24 protein-coding genes and 2 tRNA genes are annotated in these 25,373 nt (G+C 69.0%); 17 read left to right on the top strand and 9 right to left on the bottom strand.

Features of this window, described 5'->3' with window-relative positions; all coding sequences use genetic code 11:
* Positions 1-65: 65 nt before the first annotated feature.
* The 3 genes from glmM to FN829_RS07490 all read left to right on the top strand — a co-directional run bounded on the left by glmM (position 66) and on the right by FN829_RS07490 (position 3,217).
* Positions 66-1,430: a phosphoglucosamine mutase gene (glmM, locus tag FN829_RS07500; protein WP_142986376.1), complete on the top strand. Its 1,365-nt coding sequence runs from the start codon at positions 66-68 to the stop codon at positions 1,428-1,430.
* An 88-nt stretch (positions 1,431-1,518) separates the two neighbouring features.
* On the top strand, positions 1,519-2,703 hold the full coding sequence (glmU, locus tag FN829_RS07495) for a bifunctional sugar-1-phosphate nucleotidylyltransferase/acetyltransferase (RefSeq protein WP_142986375.1): 1,185 nt from the start codon (positions 1,519-1,521) through the stop codon (positions 2,701-2,703).
* A 19-nt stretch (positions 2,704-2,722) separates the two neighbouring features.
* A complete protein-coding gene (locus FN829_RS07490) occupies positions 2,723-3,217 on the top strand; it encodes a metal-dependent hydrolase (protein ID WP_142986374.1) in 495 nt (164 codons plus the stop codon).
* 43 nt (positions 3,218-3,260) lie between these two features.
* Here FN829_RS07490 and FN829_RS07485 read toward each other — a convergent pair whose 3' ends face one another.
* Both FN829_RS07485 and FN829_RS15890 read right to left on the bottom strand, forming a co-directional pair.
* A complete protein-coding gene (locus tag FN829_RS07485; RefSeq protein ID WP_185955715.1) occupies positions 3,261-4,241 on the bottom strand; it encodes an NAD-dependent epimerase/dehydratase family protein in 981 nt (326 codons plus the stop codon).
* 93 nt (positions 4,242-4,334) lie between these two features.
* Positions 4,335-4,488, bottom strand: a tRNA-Met gene (locus tag FN829_RS15890).
* Positions 4,489-4,645: 157 nt separating this feature from the next.
* Here FN829_RS15890 and FN829_RS07475 point away from each other — a divergent pair.
* Positions 4,646-5,896 carry a DUF7115 domain-containing protein gene (locus tag FN829_RS07475; protein WP_142986372.1) on the top strand — a complete coding sequence of 417 codons (1,251 nt, stop codon included), beginning with the start codon at positions 4,646-4,648 and terminating at the stop codon, positions 5,894-5,896.
* 26 nt (positions 5,897-5,922) lie between these two features.
* Here FN829_RS07475 and FN829_RS07470 read toward each other — a convergent pair whose 3' ends face one another.
* Entirely contained in the window at positions 5,923-6,303 is a 381-nt protein-coding gene (locus tag FN829_RS07470) for a DUF5830 family protein (protein ID WP_142986371.1), read from the bottom strand.
* 98 nt (positions 6,304-6,401) lie between these two features.
* On the opposite strand from FN829_RS07470, the gene FN829_RS07465 reads away from it, so the two are divergent.
* The 6 genes from FN829_RS07465 to trpG all read left to right on the top strand — a co-directional run bounded on the left by FN829_RS07465 (position 6,402) and on the right by trpG (position 12,604).
* Complete coding sequence (locus FN829_RS07465; RefSeq protein ID WP_142986370.1) at positions 6,402-7,685, top strand: tRNA pseudouridine(54/55) synthase Pus10; 1,284 nt, start codon at positions 6,402-6,404, stop codon at positions 7,683-7,685.
* Positions 7,686-7,780: 95 nt separating this feature from the next.
* Positions 7,781-8,449 (top strand): universal stress protein, encoded by a 669-nt coding sequence (locus tag FN829_RS07460; RefSeq protein WP_142986369.1) that lies wholly within the window; start codon positions 7,781-7,783, stop codon positions 8,447-8,449.
* A gap of 138 nt (positions 8,450-8,587) precedes the next feature.
* On the top strand, positions 8,588-9,670 hold the full coding sequence (gene trpD, locus FN829_RS07455; RefSeq protein WP_142986368.1) for an anthranilate phosphoribosyltransferase: 1,083 nt from the start codon (positions 8,588-8,590) through the stop codon (positions 9,668-9,670).
* On the top strand, positions 9,670-10,314 hold the full coding sequence (locus tag FN829_RS07450) for a phosphoribosylanthranilate isomerase (protein ID WP_142986367.1): 645 nt from the start codon (positions 9,670-9,672) through the stop codon (positions 10,312-10,314). The genes trpD and FN829_RS07450 overlap by 1 nt, the downstream gene beginning before the upstream one ends.
* A complete protein-coding gene (gene trpE, locus FN829_RS07445; RefSeq protein ID WP_142986366.1) occupies positions 10,311-11,987 on the top strand; it encodes an anthranilate synthase component I in 1,677 nt (558 codons plus the stop codon). The genes FN829_RS07450 and trpE overlap by 4 nt, the downstream gene beginning before the upstream one ends.
* On the top strand, positions 11,984-12,604 hold the full coding sequence (trpG, locus tag FN829_RS07440) for an anthranilate synthase component II (RefSeq protein WP_142986365.1): 621 nt from the start codon (positions 11,984-11,986) through the stop codon (positions 12,602-12,604). Before trpE ends, trpG begins: the two co-directional genes overlap by 4 nt.
* Before the next feature lie 35 nt (positions 12,605-12,639).
* Here the strand turns inward: trpG and FN829_RS07435 are convergent, their stop codons facing one another.
* Positions 12,640-14,259 (bottom strand): amidohydrolase, encoded by a 1,620-nt coding sequence (locus tag FN829_RS07435; RefSeq protein WP_142986364.1) that lies wholly within the window; start codon positions 14,257-14,259, stop codon positions 12,640-12,642.
* 129 nt (positions 14,260-14,388) lie between these two features.
* Here FN829_RS07435 and FN829_RS07430 point away from each other — a divergent pair, with 129 nt between their 5' ends.
* A complete protein-coding gene (locus tag FN829_RS07430) occupies positions 14,389-14,838 on the top strand; it encodes a universal stress protein (protein ID WP_142986363.1) in 450 nt (149 codons plus the stop codon).
* Positions 14,839-15,371: 533 nt separating this feature from the next.
* The gene (locus FN829_RS15885; RefSeq protein WP_185955714.1) at positions 15,372-15,521 is read left to right on the top strand and encodes a hypothetical protein; all 150 of its coding nucleotides are present in this window, start codon (positions 15,372-15,374) and stop codon (positions 15,519-15,521) included.
* 56 nt (positions 15,522-15,577) lie between these two features.
* Here the strand turns inward: FN829_RS15885 and FN829_RS07425 are convergent, their stop codons facing one another.
* Positions 15,578-16,144, bottom strand: a complete 567-nt coding sequence (locus FN829_RS07425; RefSeq protein WP_142986362.1) for a peptidylprolyl isomerase — start codon at positions 16,142-16,144, stop codon at positions 15,578-15,580.
* A gap of 80 nt (positions 16,145-16,224) precedes the next feature.
* Here FN829_RS07425 and FN829_RS07420 point away from each other — a divergent pair, with 80 nt between their 5' ends.
* Together FN829_RS07420 and truA are read left to right on the top strand one after the other, a co-directional pair.
* A complete protein-coding gene (locus FN829_RS07420) occupies positions 16,225-16,662 on the top strand; it encodes a universal stress protein (RefSeq protein WP_142986361.1) in 438 nt (145 codons plus the stop codon).
* Positions 16,659-17,543 carry a tRNA pseudouridine(38-40) synthase TruA gene (gene truA / locus FN829_RS07415; RefSeq protein WP_142986360.1) on the top strand — a complete coding sequence of 295 codons (885 nt, stop codon included), beginning with the start codon at positions 16,659-16,661 and terminating at the stop codon, positions 17,541-17,543. The genes FN829_RS07420 and truA overlap by 4 nt, the downstream gene beginning before the upstream one ends.
* Here the strand turns inward: truA and FN829_RS07410 are convergent.
* A complete protein-coding gene (locus FN829_RS07410; protein WP_142986359.1) occupies positions 17,540-18,109 on the bottom strand; it encodes an Rrf2 family transcriptional regulator in 570 nt (189 codons plus the stop codon). The genes truA and FN829_RS07410 overlap by 4 nt on opposite strands.
* A 305-nt stretch (positions 18,110-18,414) precedes the next feature.
* Here FN829_RS07410 and FN829_RS07405 point away from each other — a divergent pair, with 305 nt between their 5' ends.
* Positions 18,415-19,371, top strand: a complete 957-nt coding sequence (locus tag FN829_RS07405; protein ID WP_142986358.1) for an NAD+ synthase — start codon at positions 18,415-18,417, stop codon at positions 19,369-19,371.
* Between the two features lie 55 nt (positions 19,372-19,426).
* On the opposite strand, the gene FN829_RS07400 is transcribed toward FN829_RS07405, so the two are convergent.
* A complete protein-coding gene (locus tag FN829_RS07400) occupies positions 19,427-20,827 on the bottom strand; it encodes a M28 family metallopeptidase (RefSeq protein ID WP_142986357.1) in 1,401 nt (466 codons plus the stop codon).
* A 130-nt stretch (positions 20,828-20,957) separates the two neighbouring features.
* Here FN829_RS07400 and FN829_RS07395 point away from each other — a divergent pair.
* Together FN829_RS07395 and FN829_RS07385 are read left to right on the top strand one after the other, a co-directional pair.
* Positions 20,958-21,028: transfer RNA gene (locus tag FN829_RS07395), tRNA-Gly, on the top strand.
* 1,084 nt (positions 21,029-22,112) lie between these two features.
* Positions 22,113-22,949: an IS5 family transposase gene (locus FN829_RS07385; protein ID WP_142986356.1), complete on the top strand. Its 837-nt coding sequence runs from the start codon at positions 22,113-22,115 to the stop codon at positions 22,947-22,949.
* Positions 22,950-23,330: 381 nt separating this feature from the next.
* Here the strand turns inward: FN829_RS07385 and FN829_RS07380 are convergent, their stop codons facing one another.
* Entirely contained in the window at positions 23,331-24,137 is an 807-nt protein-coding gene (locus tag FN829_RS07380) for a mechanosensitive ion channel family protein (protein WP_142986355.1), read from the bottom strand.
* The gene (locus FN829_RS07375; protein ID WP_142986354.1) at positions 24,137-25,135 is read right to left on the bottom strand and encodes a hypothetical protein; all 999 of its coding nucleotides are present in this window, start codon (positions 25,133-25,135) and stop codon (positions 24,137-24,139) included. The genes FN829_RS07380 and FN829_RS07375 overlap by 1 nt, the downstream gene beginning before the upstream one ends.
* Between the last annotated feature and the right edge of the window lie 238 nt (positions 25,136-25,373).

Here is a 25,373-nt window from a genome sequence, read left to right as displayed (position 1 = left end):
TCGGTCGTCGCCTTCTCGCCCCTCCTTTCCCGAGGTTACAAGGCTCCCCGACGGGAGCCACAGGTATGTTCGGAACCAGCGGGATCCGCGGCCCCGTCGGCGAGACCGTCACCGCGGCCGTCGCGCTCGACGTGGGGCGCGCGGTCGGCACCGAGACGGACCGGGTCGTGGTCGGACGCGACGCGCGAAAGACGGGAGAGACGCTCCGCGACGCGTTGGTCGCCGGCCTCCGCGAGACCGGCGCGGACGTGATCGACGTGGGCCGTGCCGCCACGCCCACGGTCGCGCGGGCGATCGGAACGCGGGACGCGGACGCCGGGATCGTCGTGACAGCCTCGCACAACCCGGCGCCCGACAACGGGCTCAAGCTGTGGACCCCCTCGGGGCAGGCGTACCCGCCGGGGCGACAGGACGTCATCGAGGAGCGGATCCGCGAGGAAGCGTTCGACCTCGCCGACTGGGAGGGACAGGGCGAGTACGAGCGCATCACCGCCGCGACCGACCGCCACCGCGACGCGCTGGTCGCGGCCGTCGAGCGCGCGACGGAGACGGACGAGGCCGGAGCAGCCGCCTCCGATCCCCTCGCCGATCTCTCCGTCGTCGTCGACGTCGGCAACGGCACGGGCGGCGTGACCGCCGACGCGCTCCACGAGCTGGGTGCCGACGTCGAGACGCTGAACGCGACGCCGGACGGCCGGTTCCCCGCCCGCCCGAGCGAGCCGACCGCCGAGAACTGCGCGACGCTCACTGCCACCGTCGAGGCGATCGACGCCGACCTCGGGATCGCTCACGACGGCGACGCGGACCGCATGATGGCGGTCACCGAGGAGGGCGAGTTCGTCCCCGGCGACCTGCTCCTCGCCGTCTTCGGTCGGGCGGCGGCCGGAGACGGGGATCGAGTGGCTGCTCCGGTCGACACAAGCCTCGCGGCCGCGGACGCGCTCGCCGAGATCGGTGCGGAACTCGTCTACACGCGCGTCGGCGACGTCTACGTGGCCGAGCGCGCCGCCGAGGCGGGCGTCGCCTTCGGCGGTGAACCCTCCGGCGCGTGGATCTTCCCGGAGGAGACGCTGTGTCCGGACGGGCCGCTCGCGGCGGTCCGGCTCGCCGCGCTCATCGCGGAGAGGCCCCTCTCGGAGCGTGTCGCGGCGATGGAGCGCTACCCGATCCGGCGGCGCTCGGTTCGGACGGACCACAAGGCCGACGCGATGGCGCTGGTCGCGGAGCGCGTGACCGACGAGTTCGACGACGTCTCGACGCTCGACGGGGTCCGCGTCGACGCCGACGAGGGGTGGTTCCTCCTCCGCGCCTCGGGGACCGAGCCGCTGATCCGGCTCACGGCGGAGGCCCGCCAGGCCGACGCCGCGGACGCCCTCCTAGAGCGCGCGAGCGGGATAGTCGATCGCGCGCTCGCGGACGCGGGAGACTGACGCTCGGCACGCTCGGCGCGGCCGCCGCTGTCGCCGCTGTCGTCCGACGTCGCAATACCTTTCCCGGAGTCCGGAGACGTTCGGGTATATGCAGACCGTCGTACTCGCGGCCGGTGAAGGGACTCGGATGCGCCCGCTGACGGCGAACACGCCGAAACCGATGCTGCCGGTCGCCGGCAAACCGCTCGTCGTCCGCTGTCTCGAGGACGCGATCGAGTCGGGCGCGAGCCGGGTCGTCGTCGTCGTCGGCTACGAGGCGGACGCGGTCCGGACCGCGATCGCCGAGCGCGACTGGTCGGTGCCGGTCGAGACCGTCACGCAGACCGAACAGCGCGGGACGGCGGACGCCGTCCGCACCGCCCGAAGCGAACTCGAGGAGGCACCGTTCGTCGTGTTGAACGGCGACGCCCTCTACGACCGCGAGTCGCTCGAGGAACTGTACGACTCGGATGCCGCGGTCGGCTCCTACCGCGTCGAGAATCCCTCGTCGTACGGGGTGTTGCGCGTCACCGACGGCCGGGTCGAAGGCGTCGTCGAGAAGCCCGCGGACCCGCCCTCGAACCTCGTGAACACCGGCGCGTACGTCTTCCCCGCCGCAGCGCTCGCGTGGCTCGACGTCGACGAGAGCGAACGCGGCGAGCTGGAGCTCACCGACGTGCTCCAGCGGGCGTGTGAGACGACCGACGTGCGCTCGATCCCCTTCGACCGCTGGCTGGACGTGGGCCGGCCGTGGGAGCTGCTCGCCGCCAACGAGTGGAAGATCGCGGACCTCGACCGCGAGGTCGGCGGTGACGTGAGCGACGACGCCGAGTTACGGGGCACGGTGATCGTCGAGAACGACGCGACGATCGAGCCCGGCGTCGTGATCGAGGGGCCGGCGTACGTCGCCGCCGGCAGCCACGTCGGCCCCAACGCGTACGTCCGGGGGACGACGTATCTCGGGCCGGACACCCGCGTCGGCCACGGCGTCGAGGTGAAAAACAGCGTCGTGATGGCTGACTCGGCGGTGCCACACCTCACGTACCTCGGCGATAGCGTGCTCGGCGAGGACGTCAACCTCGGCGCGGGGACGACGGTCGCGAACCTCAGACACGACGGCGAGCCGGTCGAGCTCACGGTGAAGGGCGACCGGGTGAGCACGGGCCGCCGGAAGTTCGGGATCGTCTGCGGCGACGGGGTCCGCACCGGGATCAACTGTACGATCAACGTCGGGATCGTCCTCTCCGCGGGCGCGACGGTCGCGCCCGGCGAGACGGTCCTGCGGGACCGCTGAACCGAGTGAGCGATCGACCGTGTACAGGAAGGGACACGTCGGGGCCGCGCTCGCGGTGTACGCGCCGGTCGGGTTCGGCCTCGCCGCGTTCGCCGGCCTCGAACTCGCGGCGGTCGGAACCGCCATCGTCGCCTGGACGGCGATGCTTCCTGATCTGGACACGCGCGTCCCGTTCGTGAAACACCGCGGGATCACCCACACGGTCTGGTTCGCGCTCGCGGTCGGCGTCGCGTTCGGTCTCGTCGGCGGCGCAGTAGGGATCGAGAGCGGACCGATCGCGGCACTCGCGCTCGCCGCACTCGGGTTCGTCCTCGGCGCGGGGACGGTCGTCTCGCACCTCCTCGCCGACGCGATCACGCCGATGGGGATCCGCCCGTACGCGCCCGTCCGAGACGACCACTACACCCTCGATCTGGTGACGGCGGCGAACCCAGTCGCGAACTACGCCCTCCTCGTCGCCGGCGGCGTAGTCGCCGGGATCGCGGTCCTGACCGGGACGGCCGTCGGCGGGTGAGGCTGGAAGGCGGGGATCGGTCGCGGCGGCCGCGCTCCCCGGATCAGTCGACGGTGCCAAGCCCGGCGTCGCGCCGAACCGCGTCGACGTACTCGCGCGTGAGTTCCTCGAGGCCGTAGTCGATCTCGTAGCCGAGATCGGTCCGTGCGCGGTCGAGCGCGAGCCGCTGGGCGGACCAGTCGTGGTCGGCGTCGTCGGCCACGGTCACCGCCGCGCCCGGGAGGAGCCGCCGGACCGCCTCCGCGGTCTCCGCGACGGTTGCGACCTCGCCGCGGACGTTGTAGACGCCGTGCTCGAGGTCGCCGTCGGACGCCAGCGCGGCGCGCCGGAACGCGTCGGCGGCGTCCCGCACGGAGAGCCAGCTCACGGCGGTTCCACCGCCCTCGACGCGGACGGGATCGCCGACCGCCGGCCGCTCGAAGAGGTCCGAAAACGCCGTGAAGCTCCGTCTGAACGGTCCGAAGACGCCCGTCGGTCGGAGCACGACCGCGGGGACGCCGTGGTCCTCCCGATAGCGTCGCGAGAGACACTCGGCGTGGCGCTTCGCGGCGGCGTACGGCGAGTCCGGCGACAACAGCGCGTCCTCGGGGACGGGTCCCTCGTACGCCGATCCGGGGCCGTACACCGTCTCGCTCGACGTCACCACGACGCGGTCGATCCGGTCCGAAAAGAGCCGAGCGGCCTCGAGCACGTGGTTCGCGCCGAGCACGTTCACTCGCGTGGTCGCGAGCTCGTCGGTTCGAACGTCCTCACTCAAGAGCGCGGCCAGGTGGACGATCCGCGTGGCTCCGCTCTCGCGGATCGCCCGAGCGATCGCGGCCACGTCGGTCACGTCGCCGCGTCGGACCTCGACGGATTCCGCGACGCCGAGCCGATCGAGGAGCGCGGCGTCGGGCGCGGCGTCGACGGCGACGACCTCGTGGCCGTCGTCGACGAGCCGCAGGGCGAGGTGTGATCCGATGAAGCCCGTGCCGCCGGTCACCAGTACCGTCTCGGTTCCCGCGTCGGTGTCGGAGGGTGTCACGGGCTGATCGGCGTCCGACGTGGATTGGATGTATCGATCCCGGCAGTATCCGGATCGGGGGACGTCAGTGAGTACCGTCGACGAGAGGAAGTATGGCCGGGGTGGGCTCCGAACCCACGATCTCCGCATGTCCCAGGTCCGAGGCTCGGCGGAGCCACGGGAAGGACGCGGACGCTTCCAAGGCGTCACCGCACCGAATCTCCGAACCCTATGAGTGCGGCGCTATGTCCAGCTAAGCCACCCGGCCTCACGCTTACGTATCGCGATGACACTCTTTAAGCTTCCCATCCGTCGGGGGTCTGTGAGGGGTCCGCACGCGATCACGCGAGCGTCGTCGTCGACCGGATCCACGACCGAGAAACGGACCCCGCGGATTTATGCCGGACGCCCCGGACGTTCGGCGTATGAGCCTTCCGGAACTACTGTCGGGGGCCGCCGGCGACGAGGAGGTCGTCGCACGGGTCCCGCTCGGGGGGGACGACCTCCTGGCGGTCACGCCCACGCGAACGCTCGTGTACCGCGCCGACGGCCTGCTCTCCGACGAGACCGTCGAGGAGTACCCGCACGACGCCGAGCGGATCGCCGTCTCGACCGGCCGACGGAAGTCGAAGGTCGTCTTCGGCTACGGTCTCGACGGCGAGGAGACGCTTACCGTCCCGTCGAAACGCCTCGACGACGTGGTCCACCCCGTCCTCGCCGGAGTCCTCTCCGCGCGGGGCGTGACCGACCCCGGCGAGTCGGTCGCGCGGACGTTCCGCTTCTCGGAGCTCACCCTCGTCGTCACCGACAGCCGGCTCGTGAAACACGTCGGCTCGGCCGTCTGGGACGAGGAGTTCGAGGAGTTCCCCTACGCCGACCTGACCGACCTCGACTTCGAGGAGGGGACCGTCGCGACCGCGGTCGTGCTCACGCACGGCGGACGATCCGAGCGGTTCAAGGCCCCCAACGAATCGGCTCGGGCCGTCAGGGAGAGCCTCGTCGACGCGGTGTGTGCGTTCCACGACGTGGGAAGCCTCGAGGAACTTCGAGTGACCGTCGCGGACGACGCCGAGGACGCGGGAGAGGAGACGACCGGGACGACCGATTTCGGCGAGGGACCGGACCCGCTCTCGGCGTCACCCGCGGCCGATGCGGAGGCAGCGGCCGAAACGGGCGAGGGATTCGAAACGCGTTCGGACGCCGATCCGGAAGAGAGATCCGAAGCGATCGCGGAGACGGACGTCGGCGGCTCGATCGGAACCGACTTCGACCGCGGCGGTACGGAGTCCGTGGAGAGCCACGGCCGCACCGGCGGAGCGGTCGGGAACGCGGCCGGCGGAAACGCGAACACGGCCGGCGGAAACGCGAACGCGGCCGGCGGGGACGACCCGCTCGGCGACGACTTCGGGACGTCGGCGGCCGACGCGAACGGCTCGACGGGGAACGCCGACGCGACCGCGGACCCGGCGAACGCGGACAGGTCACCGGATACGACGGAATCGATCGACGGCGACGGATTCGAGGGATCGCCCTTCGAGAGCGCGGGCGTGGAGGACGACGACCTCGCGACCGAGGTCACGGCGCTCCGGCAGACCGTCGAGGCGCAGTCGGCGAAGATCGAGCGACAGTCCGAACTCATCGAGCGGCTCATCGAGGAATTGCGACAGGGACGGTAACGGGACCTTTCGAGGTCGCTCCCGTCTCAGTCGGCGTCCCGACCGATGACCTTCCGCACGCACGAGGAGCCGAACGGCCCGAGTTCGCCGGCCTCCAACCGGACGAAGTGCCCGGTCGTGATCCCCGCGCCGCACCGTTTACACTCGAAGTCGCCCTCGCGCGCGACCACCTGGCTGTCGTACTCCACGTAGGTTCCGCCCCGAAGCACGCGGAGGCGGGCGTTCTCGCGGTCGATCACGCCGCGTTTCTCCGCCGTGTCGAGGATCTCGCGGGTGAGAGCGGGGTTCGTCGTCACCGTCTCGATCCGGTCCATCGCCTCGGGAAGCCGGAGCTCGTCGCGTTCGAGGTGTGCGAGGAGCTCGACGCCGAGGTCGACCTTTTCCGCGCGCGTCGCCGGCTCGCTCACGGCCGGGCCGACGGTCGTGACGGACATAAGTCGGTCGGGAGCGGGCGGAGGTGGAGTCCAAGGGCAAGACAGTTACCCCGCGGCCGGCTTCCCACCGCATGGACGTACTGGAAGTCGCCGCGCGCGCGACCGCGACGGGCCCGGTGTGTGACGCCTGTCTCGGTCGGCTCGTCGCCGACCGGAGCTTCGGGCTGTCGAACGCCGAGCGCGGGTCGGCGCTGCGGGTCTCGCTCGCGTTGCGCGAGGACGACGACCACGAATCGGTCGCGACCGAGGACTGTTGGGTGTGTGAGGGGCGCTGTGCCGAGTTCGACGCGTGGGCCGAGCGTGCGGCCGAGGCCGTCGAGGAGATCGAGTTCTCGACCTACAACGTCGGGACGCGGCCGCCGCCGCTGATCGAGGAGAACGAGGCGCTGCTCCGCGAGGAGGCCGGGCTGGAGGCGGACGCCGGCGAGCCGTTCAAGTCCGAGTTCAACCGCGAGGTCGGCAAACGGTTCGGTCGGCTCACGGACACGGAGGTCTCCTTCGACCGCCCGGACGTCCAGTTCACGATCGACCTCGCCGAGGACGCCGTCGACGCGAAAGTGAACTCCGCGTTCGTCTACGGGCGCTACCGGAAGCTGGAGCGGGACATCCCCCAGACCGAGTGGCCCTGCCGGGAGTGTAAGGGGTCCGGCCGGCAAGGGGCGGACCCGTGTGACCACTGCGGCGGCTCGGGGTACCTCTACGACGACAGCGTCGAGGAGTACACCGCGCCGATCGTCGAGGACGTGATGGACGGCACGGAGGCGACGTTCCACGGCGCGGGCCGCGAGGACGTCGACGCGCTCATGCTCGGCACCGGCCGCCCGTTCGTGATCGAAATCGCGGAACCACGTCGCCGGCGGGTCGACACCGACCGGCTCGAGGCCGACGTCAACGCGTTCGCCGACGGCGCGGTCGAGGTCGAGGGGCTTCGACTCGCGACCTACGACATGGTCGAACGCGTCAAGGAACACGACGCCTCGAAGCGCTACCGCGCCGAGGTGACCTTCGACGCCGACGTCGACGTCGACGACCTGGCGGCCGCGATCGACGAACTCGAGGGAGCGACCGTCGAGCAGTACACCCCGAACCGCGTCGACCACCGGCGCGCGAGCCTGACCCGCGAGCGCGACGTGTACGAGGCGACCGCCGAACTCGAGGATTCGCGGCACGCGACCGTCGAGATCCACGGCGCGGGTGGACTCTACATCAAGGAGCTGATCTCCGGCGACGAGGGGCGGACGGAGCCGAGCCTCGCCGGGCTCCTCGGCGTCGGGGCCGAGGTCACCGCGCTCGACGTGATCGCCGTGGAGGGCGAATCGGAGCCGTTCGAGGACGAGGCGTTCTTCCGCGAGTAGTCTTCGGGAGTAGCTTCCGCGAGAGCTACCCCGAGCATCCGGCGAGACGCGTCGGACCAACGGGATTTATCATGCGCACGTCTGACGCGTAGGGTATGTACGGGAGCGACGCCGACGACGCGGCCGCGGACGAGACGGCCGGCGACTCGACCGTCGGATCGGCGGACCTCGGCGAGCCGGTCGTCGAGCCGGCCGTTGCGGAGGCGCTCGCGACGACCGGGACGGCCGCGGACGCGCGGCTGGAGGGCGTAGACCGGGCGGACCGGCCCGACCGGATCGCCTCGATCCTCGTCGCGGTCGGCCCCGGCCCGCACTCGGGGGCGGCCGTCGACCTCGCGCGGGGGATCGCCGAGGCGACCGATGCGTGGCTGGAGCTGTTCCACGTGGTCCCGTCCGAGGCCGCGCTCGGCGACGGCGACGGAACCGGCGGAGAGGGAGACGGCGCGGACGCGGCGGCGGCCGACGCCACCGCGGTCGGGGTCGATGCCGACGCCGCAACGACCGGCGATCCGCTGCTCGCGGCCGCGCGCGACCGCCTCGCCGACTTCGACCGGGTCGACCGCTGGCTCGTCGAGGACCGGACCGCCGCCGGCGCGATCGTCGAGCAGTCGCCGTACTACGACCTCGTCGTCGTCGGGACGCCGACCACGGGGACGGTCGGTCGGTTCGTCTTCGGCTCGACGACCGACACCGTCGTCGACGAGTCCGCGGTTCCCGTGGTCGTCGTCGAGGCGGACGGCGAGACATCGATACTCGAGGAGTGACACCCCGAACCCACGTATCTCCCTGATCCTCCACACCGTCGCCGCGAGCGCACCGTCGACCGCACAGCGACGGCGACAGCGTTAACTTAGTGTACATACTTGTACATCACAACCCGAACACATACATCGGTGATCATCATGGACATCCAAAACACGGTCGAACGCGTGACGAACGGGGAGGACCTGTCGCTCGAGGAGGCGCGCGAGGCCGCGCGGCTCGTCTTCGAGGAGATGACCGAGGCGCAGATCGGGGCGCTGCTCGCCGCCCTGCGCGCGAAGGGCGAGACCGAGGCGGAGATCGCGGGCTTCGCGCAAGGGATGCGCGACGCGGCGCGGACGATCGAGCCCGACCGGTCGCCGCTGGTCGACACCTGTGGGACCGGCGGTGACGACTACAATACGATCAACGTCTCGACGACCTCGGCGATCGTCGCCGCGGGCGCTGGCGTCCCGATCGCCAAACACGGCAACTACTCCGTCTCCTCGTCGTCCGGCAGCGCCGACGTGCTCGAGGTCGCCGGCGCGGACGTCGAGGCCGAGCCCGCGGCGGTCGAGGACGCCATCGAGGCCGACGGGATCGGGTTCATGCTCGCGCCCGTCTTCCACCCCGCGATGAAGGCCGTCATCGGCCCGCGAAAGGAGCTCGGAATGCGAACGATCTTCAACGTCCTCGGCCCGCTGACGAACCCCGCCGGAGCCGACGCCCAGCTTCTCGGCGTCTACGACCCCGACCTGGTCGGGCCGATCGCCCGCGCGCTCGCCCACATGCCCGTCGAGCGCGCCCTCGTCGTCCACGGCGCGGGGATGGACGAGATCGGGATCCACGACGAGACGGTCGCCGCAGAGGTCGACGGCGACGCGGTACGAGAGTTCACGATCACGCCGGAGGACCTCGGCGTGGATCGAGCGCCGATCGAGGCGGTCGCCGGCGGGACGCCCGAGGAGAACGCCGCCGACCTCCGCGGGATCGTCGACGGCTCGGTCGCGGGGGCGAAACGCGACCTGATCCTCGCGAACGCGGGCGCGGCGATCTACGTCGCCGGCGAGGCGGACTCGCTGTCGGCCGGCGTCGAGCGCGCCGCGGAGGCGATCGACTCCGGGTCGGCCGCAGACAAGCTCGCGGCGCTCTGCGACGGGGCGCCCGCGGAGCCGGCGGCGGCCGGATCGGGCGTGTCGGGCGGGCCGGGCGCGGCGACTGGCTCCGGGTCGGAGGGCGAGTGATGGCGCGGGTGAAGGTGTGCGGATTCACCGACGGTGCGGACCTCCGGGCGGCCGTGGAAGCGGGCGCCGACGCGGTCGGCGTGATAAGCGAAGTTCCGGTCGATACCTCCCGCGAGGTCGATCCGGCGCACGCGGCCGACCTCCTCGCCGACGTGCCGCCCTTCGTCACGGCGACGCTCGTCACGATGCCGAGTTCGGCCGAGCGCGTGGTGGAACTCGTCCGGACCATCGGCCCCGACGCCCTCCAACTCCACGGCGAGTGGACGCCCGACGAACTCCGGTTCATCCGCGCGGAGACCGAGCGGAAGGTACTGGTCGCGATCGACGCCGAGGACCCGGCGCGCGCCGAGGAGTTCGACGGCGTCGCCGACGCGCTCGTCGTCGACTCGACGCGCGAGTCCGGGGCCGGTGGCACCGGCGAGACCCACGACTGGGCGGCGACCGGTGAACTGGCGGATCGACTGACCGTTCCGGTCGTGCTCGCCGGCGGGCTCACCGCGGAGAACGTCGCCGAGGCGGTGCGGGTCGCGGACCCGTACGCCGTCGACGTCGCCTCCGGCGTCGAGCGCGTCGAGGGGCGGAAGGACCACAACGCGGTCGCCCGCTTCGTCGCCAACGCGGGTCGCGAGATGGAGGTCGTATGACCGGAGTCGGGGGCGGGACGACTCTGCTCGACCGCTCGAGAGCCGAGTTCGTCGAGCTGGTCGCGGACGCCGAGCGGCCGGTCGTCGTCCGCGCGGCCGCGTCGCTCGATCCCGAGACGACCCCGCTCTCGGCGTACGCCACGCTCGTCGGTGACGAGCCGTACGGCTTCCTCCTCGAATCCGGCGAGAAGGTGGCCTCGAGCGACCCCGACGGGGCGTTCACTGCCGGCGGCAAGGCCGACAAACACGCCCGGTACTCGTTCGTCGGCTACGATCCCGAGGCGGTCGTCTCGGTCCACCCCGAGGAGACTCGCGTGACGCGGCTCGGTTCCGCGGCGAAGTTCATCGACGACGTGGACGCCGACGCGACCGACGCCGGTGCGACCGACGGCGACGGCGACGGCGACGCCATCGACCGGATCCGCGCGGCGTTTCCCGACGTGAGCCGCCGCGGCTTCCCCGAGACGGACCGGCAGATACTCTCCGGCGGGTTCGTCGGCTTCCTCGCGTACGAGGCGGTGTACGACCTCTGGCTCGAGGAGGTCGGCGTCGAGCGCCCCGAGACCGACTTCCCAGACGCCGAGTTCCTCCTCACGACGCGTACGGTCGTCTTCGACGAGAAGGAGGGGACCGTCGACCTGGTGTTCACGCCGATCGTCGACGTCGACGACGACCCCGGCGAGGTGTACGACGAACTCGCCGCGGAGGCCGACCGAGTCGCCGCCGACCTCGCGGCGGCCGACCCACCGGACCCCGGCGGCGTCCGCGTCCGCGAGGAGGAAGCCGACCCGCAGGCGGCCTACGAGGAGGCGGTCCGAACCGCGAAACGCCACGTGCTCGACGGCGACATCTACCAGGGCGTGATATCCCGGAGCCGGCGGCTCCGCGGCGACGTCGACCCGCTCGGGCTGTACGCGGCCCTACGGGAGATCAACCCCTCGCCGTACATGTACGTCCTCAGCCACGACGACCGGACGGTGGTCGGCGCGAGCCCGGAGACGCTCGTCTCGGTGAAGGGCGACCGAGTCGTCTCGAACCCGATCGCGGGCACCTGTCCGCGCGGGACGAGTCCGGTCGAGGACCGCCGGCTGGCCGGCGAGATGCTCGCGGACGGGAAGGAGCGCGCCGAACACACGATGCTCGTCGACCTCGCGCGCAACGACGTGCGCCGGGTGTCGGAGCCGGGTTCGGTCCGCGTCGAGGAGTTCATGAACGTGTTGAAGTACAGCCACGTCCAGCACATCGAGTCGACGGTGACGGGGACGCTCGCGGCCGACTGCGACCCGTTCGACGCCACGCGGGCGGCGTTCCCCGCGGGCACGCTCACCGGCGCCCCGAAGGTGCGTGCGATGGAGATCATCGACGACCTCGAGACGACCCCGCGGGAGGCGTACGGCGGCGGCGTCGGCTACTACTCGTGGACCGGCGACGCCGACTTCGCGATCGTGATCCGCACGGCGACGATACGCGAGGGGATCGGCACAAGCGACGGCGAGAGCGCCACCGGCGAGGACGGGATCGACGAGATCACGGTCCGCGCCGGCGCGGGGATCGTCGCCGACTCCGACCCGACAGCGGAGTACGAGGAGACCGAGCGCAAGATGGAGGGCGTTCTCGCCGCGATCGACCGGGTTCGCGAGGGAGAACCCGCGCTCGAGGGGGTCGGGCGATGAAGGTCGTCGTCGTCGACAACTTCGACTCGTTCACCTACAACCTCGTCGAGTACGTCTCGGAGCTGTCGATCGGCAGGGAGGAAAACGCCGGCGGCGAACCCGACGACGTCGAGATAGCGGTGCTCAAAAACACCGCGTCGCTGTCGGCGGTCGAGGCCGAAGAGCCCGACGCCGTGGTGATCAGTCCCGGACCGGGTCATCCGAGGAACGAGCGGGACGTCGGGGTCTCGGCGTCGGTGCTCCGGGATCTGTCCCCCGACGTGCCGACCCTCGGGGTGTGTCTCGGGTTGGAGGCGGCCGTCCACGAGTACGGCGGCACGGTCGGGCACGCGCCGGAGCCGGTCCACGGCAAGGCGTTCCCAGTCGACCACGACGGCGAGGGCGTCTTCGCCGGGCTCGACCAGGGCTTTCGGGCGGGTCGGTACCACTCGCTCGTCGCCACGGAGGTGCCCGACTCCTTCGCGGTCACCGCGACGACCGACCACGACGGCGAGCCGATCGTGATGGGGATCCGGCACCGCGACCACCCGATCGAGGCGGTCCAGTTCCACCCCGAGAGCGTCCTCACCGCGGTCGGCCACGACGTGATCCGCAACTTCCTCGAGTCGGTCGCGTAGGTCGCGTACCCTCCCGGCCCCGACCACCCCGTTTCTCAGCGCGCGTCGTGAACGACCTCGCCGTCGACGACCGTCATCGCCACGTCGATCTCGCGGATCGCCTCCGGGTTCTCCCACGGCGACTCCGCTAAGACGACGAAGTCGGCGCGCTTGCCGGGCTCGACGGTGCCCAGCCGGTCCTCGTCGAAGCCGGCGTACGCCGCGCCGCGGGTGTACGCGCGAAGCGCCTCCGTCACGGAGAGCCGTTGGCCCGCCGCGGGGGCGTTGACGGCGTGGTGGACGCCGAGGAGCGGCCCCATCGGCATCCCGTCGGAGCCGAACGCGAGCCGAACGCCCGAATCGAGCATCTCGCGGTAGCGGTTGGTCTCGGCGGTTCGCTCCTCGCCGAGTCGCGCCTCGTAGAGCCCGTCCGCCCCCGCCCACTTCAGGAAGTTCGGCTGGACGCTCGCGACGACGCCGGTCTCCGCGAGTTGCTCGATGGCGTCGTCGGCGGCGAGTTCGACGTGTTCGATCCGGTGGCGGTCCGCGCCCGGATCGCCCGCTGCCGCCTCCTCGTAAGCGTCGAGAGCCGCCCGGATCGCCTCGTCACCGATGGCGTGTGCCGTGAACTGGTAGCCCGCCTCGGTGGCCTCGCGCACCCACTCGCGTAGCTCGTCGGGGTCGATCACCCACTGTCCGGTCTCCTCGGCGTCGTCGGCGTACGGCTCGGAGAGTTTGGCGGTCCGTCCGCCGAAGCTCCCGTCGGTGAACGACTTGATCGCGCCCGTCTCGACGAACGCGGAGCCGGCGTCCGTCGCCAGCCCCACCTCCCGGAGCGCGTCCAGGTGGTCGGTCCAGTAGTTGATGCGAACGCGCGCGGTCAGTTCGCCTTCCGCGTCGAGGTCGCGGTAGACCCGCGGGGCGTGTGAGTTCCGGACCATGTCGTGAAAGCCCGTGATCCCCCGCTCGGCACAGAGTTCGAGGCCCGCCTCGACCGCCGCGCGCGTCCCTGCGACGCCGGGCTCGACCGCCTCGCGGATCGGGTCGATCGCGGCCTCGAGGAGGACGCCGGTCGGCTCGCCCGCGTCGTCGGTCGGGACCGTCTCGTCGGGGACTCCCTCGAGCGCGTCGGCGAACCGGTCCAGGACGACACCGTTGACCGCGGCCACGTGGAGGTCCTCGCGGAACGCGGCCACCGGGCGGTCCGTCGAGACACGGTCGAGGTCATCGCGCGTCAGGTACCGCTTCTCCGCCCACGTCGACTCGTCGTAGCCGTAGCCGATCACCCACTCGCTCGTGGGGTCGGCGTCGGCGGTGGCGGCGTCGCTGCCGGGACCCGCCTCGTCGCCGCCGTCCGCTCGCTCGACCTCCTCGGCCCGTTCCGCCAGCAGCCGGACCGCCTCCGCCGGCGAGTCGGCGGCGGAGAGGTCCGCGTGAACGAGCGTTCGCCCGACGGTCGTCAGGTGCGTGTGCGCGTCGATGAAGCCCGGCAGGAGCGTCCGGCCATCGAGATCGACGACGTCGGTGTCGACGCCGGCGAGGAACTCGACGTCGTACGTCCGGCCGAGTCGCACGACCTCCCCGTCTCGGACGGCGACCGCCTCGTGGGTCTCGTCGGACTCGGCTAGCGTGTGGACCTCCCCATTCAGGAAGACCCGATCGGCGGCTTCGCTCATGAAGGTCCTCCCGCGCGCGGCGGATTAACCGTTTGGGGCGGGACCGGGCTGACCCGAGGGGATCCACACGCTCCCTCGACCCGGGAACCGGGCACACGTTTTATTCGGTCACCGGACCAATCCTCGCATATGTACGATCGAATACTGTTCCCGACGGACGGCACGAAGGGCGTCGACCGCGCGACCGACCACGCCATCGACGCGGCCGATCGCTACGACGCCACGCTCCACGTGCTCTACGTCGTCGATAGCGACATCGTCAACGCCTACTCCGGCGACGAGTTCGTGGACGGCTCCGAGGGGGCCGAAGAAACCCTCGAGGAGAACGGCCGCGAGGCGCTTGAGGCGGTCGCCGAGCGCGCGGAGAGCGCGGGCGTTCAGGTCGTGACCGACCTCGTGTACGGGAAGCCGGACGAATCGATCCTCCGGTACATCGACCGGGAGGACATCGACCTCACCGTGATGGGCTCGAAGACGCGACCGGGCGAGTACCGGCGGATGCTCGGCTCGGTCACGGAACGCGTCTCCCGGCAGTCGCCCGCGCCGGTGAGCATCGTGAAGACGACCGTCTCGGAGTGAGGTGAGGGGCGCGACCACGGCGTCGTGGTCGGCTCCGTTGCGATCCTATTTTCCGGCACGTTTTCGTTCGAAACGACTGGTCGATGAAAGATGCCTATATGACGGGTGTTTCGATGGAGATCGGGCTGATGAGAACGGGAACGTTGCTGGTGGAGCGAACATCGCCAAAGCCCCAGTCGCGAGGACTCGGGGGCCTCGTTGTGCTCCTCGTTCGTTTGCTTTGCTCACTCGCTGCGGTGCTTACTTCGGCCGCTGTCGCCCTCGCGACAGCGAGGCGCTCCGCGCCTCTGGCAGCCGGCGGCGGAGCCGCCGGCGACTGCCCCTTTGATTCCCACCCGAACCACACAGCTCCGCACCTCACACCTCCCCAGCCTCGTCGCTCATGGTTCGAAAATCGGAGATTTTCGTCATCACGAAAGACCTCCGGTCTTTCGAACGACTTCGTTCGCGACGTCCCTCGCGGGCTCCTCGCGTCCCTCTGGGACGCTCGGAGGCGCGCCACCGCATTACAAGTGATCGTTGCTTCGCCTGTAATGAGCATCCGCGAGCGAAGCGAGCGGTTCACCGACGGAGCCGTCGAAGACGGCGGAGTCGGATTTTTCCCTCCAGGTTTTTCGAGGAGTGGTTCCCGAAGCGAACGCAGTGAGCGAGGGCACCCGACGATCAAAAAGGTGGCTGTATGACCGCGACCAAGTCGGAACGAGATATCGACTGACGATGTCGCCGGCGCGTCGCGGCGTTACTCCTCGACCGTGACGCGGTCGATCGAGACGGTGTCGCGCGGCTCGTCGTTGCGGCCGGTCGGGACCGAGCCGATCTCCTCGACGACGTCCATCCCCTCGATCACCTGACCGAAGACGGCGTGTTTGCCGTCGAGGTGCGGGGTGGCGTCGAGCGTGATGAAGAACTGCGAGCCGTTGGTGTTCGGCCCGGAGTTGGCCATCGATAAGATTCCGGGACCGTCGTGGGTCAACTCGTCGTGGAACTCGTCGTCGAACTGGTAGCCGGGGCCGCCGCGGCCGGACTCGAGCGGATCGCCGCCCTGGATCATGAAGTCGTCGATGACGCGGTGGAAGACGTTCCCCTCGTACAGCGAGTCGCCGCGGACCTCGCCGCTCTCGGGGTCCTTCCACGTGTTGGTGTCGCGGGCGGGGTCGGCGTCGGCGGCGGGGTCGTGCCGGGCCAGTCCGAGGAAGTTCTCGACCGTCCGCGGCGCGCGGTCGGCGAACAATTCGACGACGACGTCGCCGTGGTTGGTGTGAAGCGTCACCTGCGGGTTGTCGGCGTTGGAAACGTCTCGTGCCATGGCCCGAGAGAGGTCGTCCGGTCGGAAAACGCTACCCATCCGCCGGTAGCGTTTTGCGCCCGGCGGCTCCACTTCCGATCATGTACGACGACATCCTCCTGCCGGTCGCGCCGGGCAGCGCCGCGAACGACGCGGTCCCGCACGCCCGGAGCCTCGCCGAGCGCTACGGCGCGACGGTCCACGTCGTGAGCGCGGTCGACACGCTCGAGCACACGCTCGCGGGGCCGCGGGCCGGCGCGTTCGCCGAGCGCGTCGAGGCCGGCGCGGAGCGCCGCGTCGAGACGGTGACCGAGGAGCTCGAGGCCGCCGGGATCGACGCCGTCGGCAGCGTGATCCACGGCGACCCCCTGCGGGTGATCGAGAACGCCATCGGGGACACCGGCGCCGACATCGTGGTGATGCCGACCCACACGCGGACGGGGCTCCAGCGCGTCCTCCTCGGGAGCGTCACGGAGAAGGTCGTGCGAACGTCGCCGGTGCCGGTCGTCACGGTCCCGATGGCCGACGACGAGGCGTGACCCGGGCGTTCCGCGTCGCGTACGACGGCCGGGCGTACGCCGGGTTTCAGCGCCAGCCGCACGCCGAAACGGTCGAGGGGACGCTGCTCGCCGCGCTCTCGAAACACGGGCTCGTCGCGCGCGGCGACGGCCCGACCCACGCGACGCCGCCGGGATACGCCGCGGCGGGCCGGACGGACGCGGGCGTCTCCGCGGTGGCCCAGACCGTCGCGTTCGAGGCTCCGGAGTGGCTCACGCCGCGCGCGTTCAACGGTCGACTCCCCGGATCGGTCCGGATCTGGGCGGCCGCCGACGTCGACGCGGGGTTTCACGCCACCCACGACGCGGTCCGGCGGACGTACCGGTACTTCCTGTACGCGCCGGCGACGGAGCCGGTCGACGTCGACCGGCGGGGTGAGCACGCGATCGACGACGACGCGGTTCACGACGCGCTCGCGCGACTCTCGGGCGAGCACGACTTCCACAACCTCACGAGCGACGACGCCGGAACCGTTCGCGATCTCCGGGCGACGGCGACCCGCGAGGGCGACTTCCTCGTCGTCGAGGTCGCCGCGGGCGGCTTTCCGCGGGCGCTCGTCCGGCGGATCGTCGGCGCGGCCGAGGCCGTCGGCCGGGGGACCGCGGACTCGGAACTCGTCGACCGGCTCCTCGCCGACGAGCCGGTCCCCGGCGAGTACGGCGTCGGTCCCGCCGCACCGGAACCGCTCGTGCTGTGGGACGTCGCGTACGACGGCGTCGACTTCGAGGTCGACGAGGAGGCCGCCGCGAGCGCCGTCGGCGCGTTCGGCGAGCGCCACCGTGACGCCCGGCGGGTCGCCGCGGCGACCGGCGCGATCCGGGACCGGATCGGGAGAGCCGACGGCGAGGCGTTCGGGGACTAGTCGCTCGCGGACCGTTTCCCCACCGAGCCGCCGGTCGCCTCCGCCGGGTCGGCGACCGTCTCCATCGACTCGACGCGGACCATGAGGGTGTCGCCGTCGACGTCGGCGGCGTCGACGACGCCGGACACGCGGAGCCCCGAGGCCGGCGTCGGTCCCACCGTCACGCGATCGCCGCGCTCGAAGGGTCGGGCGGACCCGCACAACACGACCTCCGCGCGGCACAGCTCGGGATTGTTGACGCTCGAGAGCTCGATCTCGCGGACGGTGACCCCCTCGACCGGCGAGCCGTCGTGGACGACGGGAACCGGCTCGGCGTCCTCCATCCGCTCCAGATCGAGCGTCTCGTAGGCGCTGCGGGTCGGCGTGTACCCCCCGTCCGGGCCGGGGACGCCCTCGACCAGCTGGAGCGAGCGAAGGCTCCGCATCCGGTTGCGGACGGTTCCGGGGTTCCGGTCGATCGCCTCGGCTATCTCCCGCCCGCAGACGACGCCGTCCTCGTCGTCGACGAGGTTCACGAGCGACGTGAGGATCCGCTTCTGACTCGAACTCAACTGTATTGCCGACATGTGAGTTAGATGGCTGTATTATTGTATAAACGTTCGGTTATAAATACCTAATATACTTCTATCGGGCATTATACCGGATTGTTCTTCATGATATGGATAACGAATTGCGAGACGGAAGGAACGTGTGATTTTCCTCGATCGACGCATCGGTTTCCTGCGGTATCGGACGGGATCGCGTCGGTTCGTGATCGACCGACCGGTCGCGGGGACCCGTGGGGCAGCGAACGCCCGCTATCGGTCGGAGAACGACCTTAAACAATACCCACGGAGCGTATTTACGCGTCCGTTCGGGACGGCGAGACGCCATGGACACCTCCACACGCGGCGACCCGGAGACGGGAACGGAGGACGACGGCGACGGACCGCACACGTCCACCCGAGTCGAGTCCGATCGCGATCCGAGCGCCCCCCGCGAGGGCGGCGAGGCCGGTTCCGCTCCGACCGGTCCGACCGGGCCGGCCGCTCCTGGTGACCCGATCGATCCGGCGACAGAGCTGGAACGTGCCGTCTCGTTCGTTCGCGAGACGGTGTCGGCGGCGGCGGCCGACGGGATCGTGATCAACATGAGCGGCGGGCTTGACTCGACGGTGGCCGCCGCGATCGCGGTCGAGGCGCTCGGGTCCGACCGGGTCTACGGACTGATCCTCCCGTGTAACAAGATCGGCGCTCACCACGCGCGGGACGCCGAGGGGCTCGCGGAGGCGCTGGGGATCGACCACGACACGGTCCACCTCCAGCCGCTCCTCGCGCAGTTCGGGAGCGTCGCACCCGACCGGTTCGGCCTCCACGACGAGCCGACGCTCGTCGGGAACGTCATCGCACGCCTGCGCATGACGCTCGCATACCTCGCCGCCAACGCGACCGGCCGGCTCGTCTGCGGGACGACGAACCGCAGCGAGCACCTGCTCGGCTACCTGACGAAACACGGCGACGGGGCGGTCGATCTCCTGCCGATCGGACACCTCTACAAGACCGATGTCCGGGCGCTCGCCGAGTCGCTCGAGGTTCCGGGGTTCGTCCTCGAGAAGCCGCCGACCGCGGGCATGCTCGCGGGACAGCGCGACGCCGACGATCTCGGGGCCGACTACGACGCCGTCGACCCCGCGCTCCGGCTCGCGATAGACGAGGGAGTCCCGGTCGACGAGATCGCGTCACGGCTCGGTCTCGAGCGGGAGGTGGTCGACGACCTCCTCGAGCGCCACCGGGCGACCGAACACAAACGCGCCTTGCCGCCGATGCCGGACCGCCGTCGGTCGGAGTGACTCGCTCCGGCTCAGTCGTTCACTCCCGCGTCGTCGCTCACTTCCGTGCCGAGGCTCACTCCCACGCCGCCGGCCACAGGTCGGCCGCGCGCATCCCCGTCTCGAACTCCGTCTCGCGGAACGCGTCGACGAGCGCGTCCGCCTCGAGCCGCTCGGGGTCCCGGCCTTGGGCCGCGAACTCGGCGACGAGCAGCGCCGTCAACATCCCGTGTTCCCGCAGATTTCGATCGTCCACCTTGTTGCGCGTGTCCGCGTGAGTGTGGCCCCAGCCCCGGCCGCGCTCACCGGAGTCGCTGTGGAGCTGGAGCGCGGGCACCCCGCGCCGGACGAACGGCCACTGGTCGGAGAACGGGTGGGGATCCGGGTCCACCTCGATCGGGTGTCGGGTCGCCGTCGACACCGCCGACGCGACCGACCGGGCCGCCCCGGAGGTGTGCGTCAGCGCGCGGAGGTCGCGGAACCGCCCCGCGCCGTCGACGTTGATCACGCCGCGGACGGCCTCGAGGTCGGTCGTCTCCGCCAGCCGCTCCGCGCCGAGCAGCCCGACCTCCTCGCAGCCGACGGCGACGACGTCGACGCCGATCGGGAGGTCCGCCTCCGAGAGGATCCCCGCGGCGGTCACGACCGTGGCGATCCCGCAGCCGTTGTCGAGCGCCGCCTCCGCGATGTCGTGGCCGTCGTAGTGGGCTAAGAGCAGGATCCGCTCGTCGGTGTCGGGACCGGCTCGCCCGATCACGTTCCGCGACTCAGCCGACCGGAACGACGCGTCGACGCCGAGTTCGACGCTCGCGACCGGACCCTCGGCGTTCGCGGCGTACTCGCGGAGCCAGTCGCCGGTCTCCGCCGAGACGCCGACAGCCGGGGCCGCCGCCGGCTCGCCGAACGTGAGCGAGCCCGTCGGAGGGAGTTGGCCCTCGAGGTGGTTGACGAAGACGAACCCGGTCGCGCCGGCCTCGATCGCGTGACCGAACGTCTCCATTCGGTGGACGAACCGCGAGTTCGACGGGGTCGTCGTCGACGCGACCGCGATCCGGCCCGTCACGTCCGCGTCGTCGATCTCCTCGGGCGTGCCGTACCCCACGTCGACCAGTTCGCCCTCGACCGTCTCCGCCGGCGAGTACGGGAGCGCGATCGCCTCGAACTCGCGGGTCCGCTCGGTTCCGTCGCGGCCGGGGACCGTGACCCGGAGGTCGGCCCCGCCGCGCTCCCACGCGGTCAGCTCGAACGGGTCCGTCCGGACCTCGTCGAGGCCGGCGCGCTCGAAGGCGTCGGCGACGAGGTCGGCCGCCCGCCGTTCCCCGTCGCTACCGGCCATTCGGCTCCCGATCGCGGTGAGATCGGTGAGGAACCGCCACGGCTCCTCGGACGCCCATGTCCGAGCGAGCGCGGGCGCGAGGTCGGCGTATCGGTCCCGCACTCGCTCGACGGCGTCCGGGTCGGAGGGAGGTTCGTCCATGCGGGTTCCTTCCGGGCGTTCCGGTTAATCCTGTGGAAACCGGTGGTAGCGGGTTGACGCGGTCGACGCGATCGGGGGACGGCCCGCGAAACGCTACGTTGAAGTGGGGCCGTCGGGTACTCCGAATCGAGCACCGTTGGTCCAGTGGTAGGACATTAGCTTCCCAAGCTAATAGCCCGGGTTCAATTCCCGGACGGTGCATTTTCTCTCTGACTCCGCCAGGTAGCGTTCGCTTCACCCAGACGAGTCGCCTATCGATCTCCCAAGCGGTGGCGCGCCTCCGAGTGCCCCGCAGGGCACGAGGAGCCCGCGAGGGAGTCGCTGGCGCGGTTCCGCGCCAGCGACGAGGCTGGGGAGGCGTGAGGTGCGGGGCGGTCGCGGTCGGGTGGGACTCAAAGGGGCAGTCGCCGGCGGCTCCGCCGCCGGCTGCCAGAGGCGCGGAGTGCCTCGCGATTGGGGTTTTAGAGACGTTCTCCGCATTCGAGTTCACCGCGACAGCAACGATCCCGTTCTACGTACCCCGATCAGCGTCGAACGCCCGTTCTACAAGCATTCAAGACTTGACATCCTCCTCCGCCTGAAGGCGGAGGAATCCCGAGCGGTGGGAGTTTCAGGTTTGTAACCACGGACTCCGCCACTTTACGGGAGCTCGTTTAACCCAGTCGTCGTGGTCGGTGGCTGCCTGGCCATGCCAAGTGGCCGTTACTCCTATCCTCGGCACCGTTGACCCTCACCTGTTGTTTTTGCCAGCAGAGGATCGCTGGTGCGTCAGCGGATTTGGAGGTACCTTTGGGCTTGCTCAGGCCGACAGGCACGAGACGAACCCCCCGAGGATTCGTGTTCACCACATCGGCATTTCGGATACTGCCTCGTTACTGTGGGCGGACAGGCCGCCTCCAAAGGTCGTTCGGAATCTGCTTTGTTCCGACCTAACCTTGCCATTGTATAGCGGTTCTTTCCACTTGAAAGTACACATTGGAAACTCCGGCCGTATGACTATCGCTGGAAATCCAACGCCATGTCGGTTTCATCACCCGCCTAAAGGCGGGTGTATTCACCTTGCAGTCTCTACAACCTCTTCGAGCCCGACGCGTATCGAGAGCTATTCGCCGAAGTCGAGAAAACAGACGAAATCCAGGCCGCCGAAGACATCAAGCGTCCGAACAGACAAAACTGAAACCCACCTCAAGGTGTCCGTTTTGCCGGACTAAGAACGCAACGTCTGGGATATTCGGGCTTGTTGAAACCCTTGCTGACAAACATGACTGGTGAGTAGCTGGAGGAAATGGATACTGTCCCAAAGTCACGACTTCTTCGATTCGTTGAAAGGGCTATGATGCTGGCTCGCCGTGCTGTGGCACGGTTTTCGACTCGCTATTCACGGAAGCGGTTCACGCTCCGCCAACATGTCGTTCTGCTCTGTCTCAAGGTGAAGAAGACGACCACATACCGTGACCTTGTTGACGAACTCATCGAGATGCCTCGCATTCGTGACGCCCTCGATCTCGATTCGATCCCCGCACCCTCGACACTCTGCAAGGCGTTCGATCGCTTGGAGATGGCCGTCTGGCGGGTGCTGCTGAACGTCTCGCTCAAGGACTTGCCGCTGAACGGTGTCACCGGCATCGATGCGTCCGGGTTCGAGCGGGCGCATGCCTCAACACACTACACGAAGCGGACGAACCTCACTATCCAGCAGTTGAAGACAACGCTATTGGTCGATACGGCGACCAACGCTGTTCTCGACATCCACGTAACGACGACACGAAAACACGATACGCAGATTGCGCCACAGGTAGTGAAACGGAACGCAGCGTCCATCGCGGTCTTGACCGGTGATAAGGGATACGACGACCAGAAGCTCCGCCGGCTCGCCCGCGACCACGATATTCGACCACTCATCAAGCATCGTGAGTTCACCTCACTCCACAAAGCGTGGAATGCACGGCTGGATGGCGATCTCTACCATCAACGGAACGTGAACGAGACAGTCAACGCGGCGATCAAACAGAAGTTCGGTGCGTTCGTGCGGTCACGCCGGTGGTGGAAGCAGTTCCGCGAACTCGTCATCAAGTGCGTCGTTCACAACGTGGAACGAAGCCTCGCTGTTTCGCATGAATAGTGCGAACGCTCTTGGGAAGTACATTGTTGTGGAGGGCTGTCTAGCGGTTTTGTTCTCGGTAGCGTCTTGAGACTCCTGACTCAAAACGGGGTGTGAGCGGCTGAGCAGAGATGTCCCTTAGCTGGTCCCTCCGGGTTCAGAGTACTTACCAACAATCTGCTTCACAAGAGCGTAGTGCGAATGTCCCTACTGCTGAGAGGAATGGACTGCTGAATACAGAGGTTGTATGCAGCAGGATCCGGAGTTCTTTTCAAAATATTAAGCGTGGTCTGAACTATTACGACAAGCGGGCACCTGATTAGAGACGGGAAGTGATTCATTCGGGGGTTGACCCTGAGATACTCCCTCCGCTTGGGCGAACCCGGCGGGCGACGCGAACGGTCAGCGGTGCTCGGAGACGTGGACGGGCGCCTCGGGCATTTCAATCCCTTCGCTGGCGAAGGCGCCCATCGAGCGCTTGGTCACGTCCGAGGCGAACGCGAACTCGTCGCGCAGGTCGGCCACATAAGCCTTGCCGCGAATCGTTCGATAGTAGGACTCATCCTCGACCAGAACCGTGAACGGATGGTCGTCGTCGACGTAGACGTACTTCGAGGTCACCATGGCTTCCTTGACTATCGCACTCGCCCGATCGACGTCCGTTGAGGCGGTGACCGCGAGTTCGACGACGACCATCATCTCCGGGTGGCCATCGTTGGCGTTCGAGACGTTCGCGGTGAACAGCGTGGCGTTCGGGACCCTGACAGCGCTGTCGTCGGGCGTCGTCAGTGTCGTCGCCCGGAGGCCGATGTCGGTCACTTCGCCGTAGTCGCCGTCGATGGTGACCTTGTCGCCGACCTGATAGGGGCGCTCGGTGACGAGCACCACCCCGCCGATTATCCCTGCGAAGAGGTCCTTCAACCCGAACCCCAGGGCTGCCCCGAGCAGTCCCGACACGGCGAGCAACTGTGCGGTCGATAATTGAAGTAGCGGTCCCAGGACCAGAAACACCGCGGTCCCGTAGATCAGAAACCGCGCAATCGGGATCAACATCTTGATGCTAATCCGTCTGCGGGGGCTACGCTCGGCAATCGCCGTGAGCGCATAGCCGACGACCCGGCCGGCCAGGTACGCGGCCACGAGCAATCCCACGATACCCGTGAGCGTCTCCTGATCGATTCCTAGGTTCACCAGCACCTGAAGCACCATCACAGTATCCGCCCCCGTTCGGTCGCCGCAGCGGCGGCTGGCATCACCGCCGGTGTCAGTTCCACGATACCGTCCTCGACCGAGACGAGGCCGTCGCGCGAGAGGCGCCCGAGGACGCGCTCGAGTCCGTCAACAATTCTCGTGAGCTGTGCCAGATCGATCCGCTCTTTCGCGAGTACGAGCCGCAGACAGAACGCCTCCTCGCGGTCCAGGTCCCGGCCGGACGCGGGGACGGCGATATCGCTCGGGCGTACTTCCGATCCGTGATGAGTCTCCCAAATCGCCGTGGCGACGCCGAGGTTCCCGTTCGAGACCGCAGCGAGCCGTCCGAACGTCACGTCCTTTGGATCCATATTTCCGTCCGAAAACAAGTCCCTGACCGCGACTGGGTCCAGCATAGGAACCGGCACCGACACCGACCAGTCCCGCCAGCCAATCTCGTGGCGTGTCGTGTCGATCAACCCGCGTTGCTCGGGGTCGTTTGCAACGAATGCCGGCATCTCGTCGTACCGATCTAGCACGAGTTCTGCGATCCGTTCTGCGGAGAGGGACTGAAGCTCAACAGTGACGGAAAACTCCCGGTCGAGGGCCTGCACTGCTGCGAGGTATGCCCACGCGTACCGGTTCCAGCCGGTCACCACGGTCGCATCGGCGCTCGCTAGGTCGTCGAGAAATGTAGACAGTTCCGCGAACCCTCCGACGCGTCGTTCGTAGAGGTGCTGGCAGTCCTCAACCACGACCGGTCCGTCGTTCATTCTCTCGCGGATACGGTCGATCCCATCACCCGGCTTCAGGGAGACCCGGATCGCGTCCAGATCCCGTACCGCCCTGTCTAAGACGGTACCCCGTCCGGAGAATGGATCGCCAACGACAGCGACCGGTCCATCCACCTCACCCGCGAGGACCGCCTCGAACGCCTCGTAATCGTCACCGAGAAGCGTGGAGACGTCAACGTCCGGTTCCTGATGTCCCCCTTCACCGGCACTGTCATCTATCATCCTCTAACCTTTGCGTCCAGACAGTTGACAGTACGGGATCCGAAGTCGATTTCGCCCCAGTCGTGGTCTCCCGTGTTATTGTGCTGGCGTGATTGGGACCAGTCATTGATTCGGAAGGGATTGCTTTGTTGAATCCGATGACTGCGTGGGGATCACTGTTTGAGAGCCTGTTCGAGGTTGTAGACTACGGCGGTCAACACGAGCTCGCGGAACTCGCGGTACCACGCGCGAGGGTGGA

Origin of the sequence: Halorubrum cibi, assembly GCF_900182635.1 — an archaeon.
Classification (GTDB): Archaea; Halobacteriota; Halobacteria; order Halobacteriales; family Haloferacaceae; genus Halorubrum; species Halorubrum cibi.
This window is presented reverse-complemented; position numbering and strand designations above follow the sequence as displayed.